The sequence below is a fragment of the Lactobacillus porci genome (genome assembly GCF_009695985.1).
Taxonomy (GTDB): Bacteria; Bacillota; Bacilli; order Lactobacillales; family Lactobacillaceae; genus Lactobacillus; species Lactobacillus absianus.
This window is the reverse complement of the sequence record NZ_VUMX01000006.1, coordinates 82,589-92,099: the sequence shown is the minus strand read 5'-3', so window position 1 is coordinate 92,099 and position 9,511 is coordinate 82,589. Positions and strand designations below refer to the sequence as shown.

The following is a 9,511-nucleotide window of genomic DNA, read 5'->3' as shown; positions in this document are numbered from 1 at the left end:
ACTGACAGTTCTGTATAATTCATAGTAAGAAGGGCTCCCCATGTTTTTGTCGTTATTAACATTGTAAGGGACAACCCTTCTTTTTTTGTTATCTAATTTCTATTTACACAAGAATTTATACTGAACCTAAAAAATCGTTCTGAAACTTTTGCTTAGTTTCAGAGCGATTTGTTTTTCACGCGACTGTTTTATTTTCTTCTTAATTTTCAACCCGCTGACTGGTGATCAAGTCGGCGGCATTCTTTTCGGCCGCTTCCGTAACCCGGTTGCCGGCCATCATCGTGGCAATCATCTTCACGCTCTCAGCCTCATCCAGGGCCCTGACCTTGGTGAAGGTTTCCCCGTCTGCCACCTGCTTGCTGATGGCGAAGCGGTGGTCGGCGCTGGCTGCAACCTGCGGAGCGTGCGTGATGGCAATGACCTGCTTGTCCTGGGCGATGGCATGCATCTTCTTCCCGATGGCAGCGGCCACGCGGCCAGAGACCCCGGTGTCGATTTCATCAAAGACCATGGTCCCGACCGGCTCAACCTTGGAGAAGATGGACTTAAGGGCCAGGATCAGGCGGGATTGCTCACCGCCGGACACGATCTTGACCAGTGGCAGCAGCTCCTCGCCCGGGTTTGGCGCGATGTAGAAGGCCAATTCATCCGTCCCCTTGGCATTGTAGGTCGCGGACTTGGCAAAGTGCACGGAGAAGCGGGCCTTTTCCATGTAAAGGTCAGCCAATTCCTGCTTGATGTCGCGCTCCAGCCGCTGGCCGGTCTGCAGGCGCAGCTGGTGCAGCTTGGCCGCTTCATCATCAAGCTTTTCGGCCACTTGGGCGATCTGCTTCTTAAGTGCTTCTTCATCCAGGCCGCCGGTCTCAAACTGGCTGAGCTCTTTGGAAACCTTGCTGTAAAAGGCAAAAACGTCTTCCAGGCTAGGCCCGTACTTTTTCTTCAAATTGTTCAAGGTGTCCAAGCGGTCCTGGACAAACTGATAGCGCTCCTCGTCAAATTCCATGCTGTCCATGATGTCGCCCAATTCACTTCTGGCATCGTTCAAGGAGTAGACGCCATCCGTAATAGACTGGGAAACGTTCTTGAAGTCCTTGTCCAGGTCAGCCAGCTCGTCCGCTGACCCCTGGGCATCCCCCAGAAGGGTTGACAGACCATGCTCATCGTCATCAAACAGCTGCATCAAGAAGCTGGCCTGCTGGGCGATCTTCTGGTAGTTGTTCAGCTTGTTGAATTCATCTTCCAGTTCCTGGTCTTCATTTGGATCTTCCAAATTGGCCTGGGTCAGCTCATCGACCTGAAACTGGAGGATGTCCTGCCTTTGCGCCAGCTCCTGGGCATCCTTTTGCAGGTGCGTCAGGCGGTCGGTCAGCTTGACCCAGACCTGGTAGTCAGCCTGGTACTTGGCCAGTTCCTCTTTGAGCTCCTTGCCGGCATACTCATCCACCAGGTCAATCTGCCGTCTTTGGTCCATCAGCATCTGCTGGTCGTTTTGCCCGTGGATGTCGACCAAGTACTTGCCCATCTTGCCTAGGGCCGTGATCGTCGTCAGCTGACCATTGATCCGGATGACGTTGCGCCCCTTGCTGGAGATCTCCCGGCTGATGATCAGATCGTCGCCATCCATTGGCAGTCCGTATTCATCGGCGATTTCCGCCACCGCGGCCAGTTCTTCAGGCTTCAGGGTAAACAGACCAGTCACGGTCGCCTTGCTTTGGCCGGAGCGGACCATTTCTTTTTGAGCCCGGTGGCCAAGCAGGAGGGACATGGCATCCATCATGATGGACTTGCCGGCCCCGGTCTCCCCGATCAAAACCGTCATTTGGGGCTGGAACTTGATCTTGAGATTTTTGATGATTGCGAAATTTTGAATGTCCAATTCAACAAGCATTGCTGCCTATCCTTTCTACAGGCCTTGGTCGGCCGCCGCGATCACGTCTTGGATCTGCCCGTCCCAGTAATTCACGCCGGGGTTGGCCAAATCCTTCTTCAAATGGATCAGGAACTCGATATTGCCTTTGCCGCCCTTGATTGGCGAATAGTCAATCCCCAAGACGTCAAAGCCGATCTTCAGGGCTGAGTCCATGGTATGGCGGATGACAGCCTCGTGCACTGCGTGGTCGCGGACGATCCCGTGCTTGCCGACGTTTTCCGGTCCGGCTTCAAACTGGGGCTTGATCAAGCAGACTGCCTCCCCCTGATCCTTCAGAATCTGGTACATTGGCGGCATGATCAGGTCCAGGGAAATAAAGGACACGTCGGTCATGGCAAAATCCGGCAGTCCCTGGGTAAAGTCGGCCGGCACTGAGTAGCGGAAGTTTTGCCGCTCCATGACCACCACCCGGGGATCATCGCGCAATTGCCAGGCCAGTTGGTTGTAGCCAACGTCCAAGGCGTAGACCAGCTTTGCCCCATTTTGCAGGGCAACGTCGGTAAAGCCGCCAGTTGAAGCACCAATGTCCAGGCAGGTCTTGTCCTGTAAGTCGATGTCCCAGACCTTGACGGCCTTTTCCAGCTTAAAGCCGCCCCGGGAGACGTACTTCAAGCGGTCTTGCTTGACGAAGAATTCCTCATCTTCTGGGAACTTTTCCCCGGCCTTGTCGATCCGCTGGTGGTTGTGGTCAGTGACCAGGCCCGCCATGATCGCCCGCTGGGCCTGGGATCTTGAGTTGAAAATACCTTTTGCCGCGAGCAATACGTCGGCACGTTCTTTTTTAGCCATTAAAGCACCTTCTGATACAGATCCAGGAAGCCCAAGAGGGCTTCCGCGCTTTCACCCGTCAAATCGCCTTGCGCCTGCTTGATCAAGTGGCGGAGGTCATTTCTGGTCTCGTCAACGCCCAGCATGGTCAAGGTGTTGTTCTTGCCCACTTCCTGGTCCTTGTGGGTGGCCTTGCCGGCTTCTTCCTGGCTTTCAACGACGTCGACCAGGTCGTCATAGATCTGGTAGGCCCGGCCAAAGTGCTTGGCAAAAGCCAGGTACTTCTCCTTGACCCCGCTTGGGGCTTGTCCGTAGACCGTGGCCATTTCCACGCTGGCCAGGATCAGGCAGCCGGTCTTGAGCCATTCCATCCGGTTGATGAATTCGGCATCATTGGCCACGGCCGCGTTGTTGGTTGAGTCGATGTCCAGGTACTGACCGCCAACCATCCCATTTGGCCCCACGGCTTCAGTGATGATTTCCGCCAGCTCATAAGACCGGCTGCCTTGGGCGATCCACTTGATCCCCAAAGGCAAAAGGGCATCCCCGGCCAAGATGGCTTCCGCCTCGCCCCACTTCTTGTGGCTGGTCAGGCGGCCTCTTCTGTAGTCATCATTATCCATGGCCGGCAGGTCATCATGAATCAAAGAGTAGGTATGGATCAGTTCAATCCCGCAGGCAATCCGCAATTCGCTTTCGCCGATTTCCCGGCCCAGGCTGTCCAGGGTCGCCAGAAAGAGCAAAGGCCGCAGGCGCTTGCCCCCGGCCATGACTGAATAAGCCATGATCTCAGCAATCTTTTGGTCATTGGTCTCCCCATAGAGCTGCTTCTCCAAGAAGTCATTGATCAGCGGGGTGTACTTTGCTTGCAATTCTTTAAAAGTCGTCATTGTCTTCCCCTATTCCTTTGGCGCCGACGCGTCGGTTGGATCCAGCGGCTTTTCGTGGCCGTCGGCGTCAATCAGCTTGGCCACCGTGCTTTCAGCTGCCGTCAGCTGCTGCTTCAGGTCCTTGCTGATCTTTACCCCGGCTTGGAACTGGGTCAAGGCCTCATCCAAAGAAACCTGCCCATTCTCCAAGCTGGAGACTATCTGCTGCAGCTGCTGCAACTCTTCTTCAAAATTGTTCTTTTTCTCAGCCATTTTCTTCTTCCTTTACTTCATCAATCGTTGCCTTGGCGCGTCCGTCCGCGAAGTGGATCTGGACCTGGCTGCCAGCCTGCAGCTGCTTAACGGAAACGATCATCTCATTGTCTTCATTCGTCGTATACGTGTAGCCCCGGCTCAGGGTCTGCAAGGGGCTAAAGTCATTCAGCTGCTGAACCAGCTGACCAAATTCGCTGCCCTTGCCCTCCAGCAGGTGCTTCATGGCCGTCACCAGGCGCTTGTCCAGGAAATCAGCCTGCTGAAGCAGCTGCATCACCCGCTTGTCAGGCGACTGGGCCTGCAGCCTTTGGGTCAGATTGCCTGCCCGCTGGCTGGCTCCCTGCAAGCGCAGCTTCATCAAGTCACCCATTCGCTGGGTGAGCATGTCGACCTGCTGGGCCTTTTGCTCATACAAGCGTTGGGGCTCGCGCATGACGACTGACGAGTCCAATCTTGCCAGGGCCTGCTTGCGGACCTCAATCACGGCGCGAATGCCGTGCAAAAGACGCGCCTGCAGCTGGGCCAGGTCAGTCAAGACGCTGGCCAGGTCAGGCGTGGCCAGTTCCGCAGCCGCGGTTGGGGTCGCGGCCCGGGCATCAGCGGCCAAATCGCACAAGGTCGTATCCGTTTCATGGCCAACCGAAGAAATGACTGGCATGTTCATGGCGTAGACCTGGCGCACGACGGCTTCTTCATTGAAAGGCCACAAGTCTTCCAGCGATCCGCCGCCCCGGCCAATGATCATCACGTCTACTTCACTGCTTCTGGCCTGAATCTGCTGCATGGCCGCCACCAGACTGGCCGCGGCTTCCTCGCCCTGAACCTGGGCCGGATACAGGTCAATTTCTGCGTGCGGAAAGCGGCGGTTGGCCGTAACCATGATATCGTGGATGACCGCCCCGGAAGCCGAAGTAACCACGGCAATCTTGTCCGGGAAAAGCGGCAGGCGGCGTTTGTGATCGGGATTGAACAGGCCTTCGCTGCTCAGCTTCTTCTGCAGCTGCAGGAAGCGTTCATACAAGGCCCCAAGGCCGGCCGGCTCCATGGTGCGGGCATAAAACTGGTAGCTGCCCTGCACTTCATAGGTTGACACGCGCCCCGTCAGGTAGACCTTCATCCCCTCTTCCGGCTCAAACTTGACCTTCTCAAAGTCATTCCGAAACATGACCACGTTGATCTTGGCGTGGTCGTCCTTTAATGAAAAATACTGGTGTCCTCCCCGCCGGTAGCGGAAGTTGGACAGTTCACCCTGCAAAAAGACCTGGTGGAGAAAGTGGTCCTTGTCGAATTTTTGCCGGATGTACCAGTTTAAATCAGAGACGGTCAGGTACTTTTGCTCCCCTGGCCCTGTTTGCTTAATCGAGTCCATGCTGTCTCCTCGTCAATTTGATGACTTCTTCCATCAGAAATTCAACCGTGAGGGGACCGACGCCGCCAGGAACTGGCGTGATCCAGCTGGCCTTGTCCTTGACCTGGTCAAAGTCCACGTCACCCATCAGCTGGCCATCTACCCGGTTGATCCCGACGTCGATGACCACCGCTCCTTCTTTGACCATCTCGGCTTTGATCATGTGGGGCTTGCCTACGGCTGAGACCAGAATATCAGCCCGGCGGGTCAATTCGCCCAGGTCGCGCGTGTGCGAGTGCAAGATGGACACGGAAGCGTTTCTTTCCAGCATCAATGCCGCCAAAGGCTTGCCCACGATATTGGAGCGGCCGACGATCACGGCATTCTTCCCGTTCAGGTCAATTTGGTAGTGGTCCAAGAGGGCAATGATCCCCGCCGCGGTCGCTGGCTCAACGAAATGCTTGCCCATCCACAAGCGGCCAATATTGGCTGGCGTCAAGCCATCAACGTCCTTTTCCGGATCGATGCGCTCAATCACCTTGTCGACGTCAATCTGGTCGGGTACGGGCAACTGCACCATCAAGCCCGCGACTTCCTCATCGGCGTTGAGGCGGTCGATCAGCCTTAAGACATCCTCTTCGCTCTCGTCTTCCGGCAGTTGGTAGACCACCTGCTTGATGCCGATCTTTTCGGCTTTCTTTCGCTTAGAGCGGACATAGACCTTGCTGGCCGGGTCCTCCCCTATATTAATTACACAAAATTTTGGATTTATGCCGTGGCTTTTTAAAGAATTCGTTTCTTCAGCCAAATTCCGGCCCAAATGCTGGGCCAAGGCTTTCCCATCTAAGATCTTTCCCAAGTTTTGCAGGTCTCCTTAACAAAAAAAGCCGGCAAAAATGCCGGCTTCCAAATTATTCTTGCACAAAATTTGCCAATAAGCCATTGATAAACGGCTTTGATTTCGGATCATCGAATTCATCGCACAGGTTCAATGCTTCATTGATCGCGGACTTGTCTTCGATGACTGTGCTGTGCAGCATTTCATAAAGAGCCACTTCCAAGATGGCCAGCGTAGTTTTGCTCAAACGTTCGATCCGCCAGCCTTGCTTCAGCTTGGAGGAGATCTTCTCGCGCAATTCGCCTTGGCAGGCAATCACGCCGGCGATCAGTTCCTTGCTGTAGTCTGGCAGGGCCTTGAGGTCCAGGGCAGACGCCACGCTCTGCTCAAGCTCCTCCACGCTCAGGCCTGGATCTTGGTTGTACAGGTAAATGGCTTGCAGTGCAATCTTGCGACTTTGGTGTTGATTCATTACTTTGCTTCTTCTTCTTGATCAGGAAACAGTGGTTGATCGTCATCTTCGAAATTATGTTCATCTTCTGGGAAGACGAGACCAACAACGTGAACATTGATTGACTTCAAATTCATGTCGGTCATTTGCGCCAATTGCTGCTTGAGAGCTTCTTGGATCTTCGCAGCAACTGAAGGAACGTTTACGCCATACTTGAGGTAAACATAGACATCAGCGGTCAAATCACCGTTTTCGTCAACCGTTACGCTAACGCCCTTGCCCCGATCTTCGCGGCCCAGCACCCGGTTCAAGCCTGACTTCAGGCCGCCCCGCATGCCGGCAACGCCATCAACCTTCTTGGCTGAAATGCCCAGAATTACTTCCAGCACCGTCAAGTCAATCTTGATTTGGTCGCCATCGTCGCTGCCGCTTAAAACAATCGTAGAATTATCAGCCATTTTTCCACCTCAAAAAATCTTACTTAGCACGTGATACGTATGAACCATCACTAGTGTTGATCGTCAAAACGTCACCAACATTGATGAAGAATGGCACATTGACAACCAGCCCAGTTTCCATCGTAGCTGGCTTGCCACCACCGGAAGAGGTATCGCCGCGGATGCCTGGTTCGGTGTCAACGACTTCCAGGTCAACCGTGTTTGGCAGGTCGATCCCCAAAGTCTCGCCGTTGTGAGAAATTACGTTCACAACCATGTTTTCCTTAAGATACTTGGCTTCGTCAGTAATTTGGGCGTTTGGCACTTCCAATTGCTCGTAAGTGTTGGTATCCATGAAGACATAGCTTGCGCCGTCGTTGTACAGGTATTGCATTTCCCGGGTTTGAATGTCAGCAGTTTCCACCTTAGCCGTTGAACGGAAAGTGTATTCCTGAGTCGCGCCGGTCCGCAGACTCTTCAGCTTTGAACGGACAAAGGCGCTGCCCTTGCCTGGCTTAACGTGCTGGAATTCAACGATACGCCACAGATCGTTGTTGTATTCGATCGTCAGGCCGTTCTTGAATTCGTTAACAGAAATCATTGTCATCTGAAAATCCCCCATTTCTACATAATAAATTGTACCAATAAAGACTTGTTTTGACCACAAAAACTAATTCTAGAGGTGAATCAGTTCGTCCTTCGGCAGCGTCGTCAAGACTTCTGGCGTGTCGCCGTTGACCAAGATGTCGTCTTCAATCCGGACCCCGCCTTCTGGCAGGTAGATGCCCGGTTCAACGGTATGCACGATGCCGTTTTCCAGGGTCGTGTCCCGGAAGAGAAAGGCTGGCTGGCACATTTCGTGAATTTCCAGACCAATCCCATGACCGATGCCGTGGCCAAAGTATTGACCATAGCCTTGCTCGTTGATGTAGCCGCGGGCCGCCTGGTCGACGTCCTTGCCCGTGTTCCCCGCCTTGGCCGCGGCAATCCCGCGGCGCTGGGCTTCATGGACGATCTTGTAGATCTTTTCCAGTTCTGGAGAAACGGAGCCGATCGCGTAGGTTCTGGTAATGTCGGCTGTATAGCCGTTGTAGGCGGCAGCGGCATCGATCACGACCAGTTCATGCTCTTGCATCAGCTTGTCGCTGGCTACCCCGTGGGCCCATGATGACCGGTAGCCTGAGGCCACGATTGAATCGTAGCCTGGGCCATCCCCGCCGTTAAGCTTGAAGAGGTAGTCAAGTTTAGCGCCTACGTCGCGCTCTTTGGCACCTGGCTTAATCAGCGGCAGAATGCCTTCAAAGGCAATCTGGGAAATCTCCACGGCCTTGCGCAAGGTGGCCAGTTCCAGGTCATCCTTGACATTGCGGACGCGTTCAACGATTTCGGCCGCCATGACCAGATCTACTTCCGGCAGCAGCTCCTTGATGGCCGCAAATTCGTAGGCTGAAACGAATTCAGCTTCCACTAAGACCTTCTTGGCCCCGGTAGCTTTGATCTGTTCGGCAATTTCGGCTGCTTCATGGCCGTGCTTCATAATGACGGTCAGTTCACCGACTGCCTGGCTCTTGATCTGCGGAGCAAAGCGGGAGTCGGACAGCAAAATCCGGTCACCGTCTTTGGTCAGGATCAATTGCGCCTCTTCACCAGTAAAATTGGTCAAATAGCGGTAGTTGGCCCGGTTGAAGACCAGCAAGGCATCGGCATCTTGTTCTTTGATCAGTTCAGTCGTCTTGGCGATTCTGCGCGTCAAGAGGCTAAGCAGTTCTTCGTTTTTTGACATAAGCACCATCCTTTTATGAGATTTTCGTGATGCTTCTATTATACAAAAAATCGCTTACCACCGCTCGCCTGACTTGCAAAAGTCGTGATAAGTTTTTGCGATCCAAAAGAAAAAGCAGGCAGCTCTTTGCTTCCTGCTCTTTGGTTGGCTGTTTAAATTATTCAGCGTCTTCTTCTGGCAAGACAGAAACTTGCTTCTTGTACTTGCCAAGACGTTCAAACTTAACAACGCCGGTAGTCAATGCGAACAAAGTGTCGTCGCCACCGCGGCCAACGTTCTTGCCAGGGTGGATCTTAGTACCGCGTTGACGGTAGATGATAGCACCGGCGTTTACGAGTTGACCGTCAGCGCGCTTTGCGCCCAAACGACGACCAGCTGAGTTACGACCGTTGGCAGTTGAACCACCACCCTTGTGGTGGGCGAGTAACTTTGCGTTTGAAAGAATGTTCATCATCATAGTGTTCACCTCTTACTAAGCTTCGATGCTCTTGACAGTAACCTTGGTGTAAGGTTGACGGTGACCGTACTTAGAGTGTGAGTGCTTCTTTGGCTTGTACTTGAAGGTTACGACCTTCTTTTCCTTGCCTTGCTTGTCTACAGAAGCAACAACCTTAGCACCTTCTACCAATGGAGTGCCGACCTTAACGTCTTCACCATTGGCAACCAGGATTACTTGGTCAAAAACAACTTCTTCGCCAGCTTGAACGTCAAGCTTTTCAACGAAGATACTTTCGCCTTCGGCAACCTTGTATTGCTTGCCACCGGTCTTAATAACTGCGTACATTAGTACACCTCCGTGTAAATACTTAGA

Annotated in this window: 12 protein-coding genes and 1 other annotated feature (1 of these 13 only partly in view); all 12 genes read right to left on the bottom strand. The window is 53.4% G+C overall.

The window, feature by feature from the left end; genetic code table 11:
• Positions 1-199: 199 nt before the first annotated feature.
• Entirely contained in the window at positions 200-1,888 is a 1,689-nt protein-coding gene (recN, locus tag FYJ62_RS03535) for a DNA repair protein RecN (protein WP_154547787.1), read from the bottom strand.
• 15 nt (positions 1,889-1,903) lie between these two features.
• Positions 1,904-2,719, bottom strand: a complete 816-nt coding sequence (locus tag FYJ62_RS03530; RefSeq protein WP_154547784.1) for a TlyA family RNA methyltransferase — start codon at positions 2,717-2,719, stop codon at positions 1,904-1,906.
• A complete protein-coding gene (locus tag FYJ62_RS03525; RefSeq protein WP_154547782.1) occupies positions 2,719-3,588 on the bottom strand; it encodes a polyprenyl synthetase family protein in 870 nt (289 codons plus the stop codon). The genes FYJ62_RS03530 and FYJ62_RS03525 overlap by 1 nt, the downstream gene beginning before the upstream one ends.
• A 9-nt stretch (positions 3,589-3,597) precedes the next feature.
• Entirely contained in the window at positions 3,598-3,840 is a 243-nt protein-coding gene (locus tag FYJ62_RS03520) for an exodeoxyribonuclease VII small subunit (RefSeq protein WP_154547780.1), read from the bottom strand.
• Positions 3,833-5,212, bottom strand: a complete 1,380-nt coding sequence (gene xseA / locus FYJ62_RS03515; RefSeq protein WP_154547778.1) for an exodeoxyribonuclease VII large subunit — start codon at positions 5,210-5,212, stop codon at positions 3,833-3,835. Before xseA ends, FYJ62_RS03520 begins: the two co-directional genes overlap by 8 nt.
• Complete coding sequence (locus tag FYJ62_RS03510) at positions 5,199-6,050, bottom strand: bifunctional methylenetetrahydrofolate dehydrogenase/methenyltetrahydrofolate cyclohydrolase (RefSeq protein ID WP_154547776.1); 852 nt, start codon at positions 6,048-6,050, stop codon at positions 5,199-5,201. The genes xseA and FYJ62_RS03510 overlap by 14 nt, the downstream gene beginning before the upstream one ends.
• Positions 6,051-6,102: 52 nt before the next feature.
• A complete protein-coding gene (gene nusB / locus FYJ62_RS03505; protein ID WP_154547774.1) occupies positions 6,103-6,501 on the bottom strand; it encodes a transcription antitermination factor NusB in 399 nt (132 codons plus the stop codon).
• Entirely contained in the window at positions 6,501-6,938 is a 438-nt protein-coding gene (locus tag FYJ62_RS03500; protein ID WP_154547772.1) for an Asp23/Gls24 family envelope stress response protein, read from the bottom strand. The genes nusB and FYJ62_RS03500 overlap by 1 nt, the downstream gene beginning before the upstream one ends.
• A gap of 19 nt (positions 6,939-6,957) precedes the next feature.
• A complete protein-coding gene (gene efp / locus FYJ62_RS03495) occupies positions 6,958-7,524 on the bottom strand; it encodes an elongation factor P (protein WP_154547770.1) in 567 nt (188 codons plus the stop codon).
• Between the two features lie 69 nt (positions 7,525-7,593).
• Positions 7,594-8,700, bottom strand: a complete 1,107-nt coding sequence (locus FYJ62_RS03490; RefSeq protein WP_154547768.1) for a M24 family metallopeptidase — start codon at positions 8,698-8,700, stop codon at positions 7,594-7,596.
• A 157-nt stretch (positions 8,701-8,857) separates the two neighbouring features.
• The gene (gene rpmA, locus FYJ62_RS03485) at positions 8,858-9,157 is read right to left on the bottom strand and encodes a 50S ribosomal protein L27 (protein WP_195837381.1); all 300 of its coding nucleotides are present in this window, start codon (positions 9,155-9,157) and stop codon (positions 8,858-8,860) included.
• Between the two features lie 15 nt (positions 9,158-9,172).
• Positions 9,173-9,484 carry a 50S ribosomal protein L21 gene (rplU, locus tag FYJ62_RS03480; protein WP_154547766.1) on the bottom strand — a complete coding sequence of 104 codons (312 nt, stop codon included), beginning with the start codon at positions 9,482-9,484 and terminating at the stop codon, positions 9,173-9,175.
• Positions 9,485-9,498: 14 nt separating this feature from the next.
• Positions 9,499-9,511, bottom strand: a sequence feature (ribosomal protein L21 leader region); it runs 66 nt beyond the window's last position.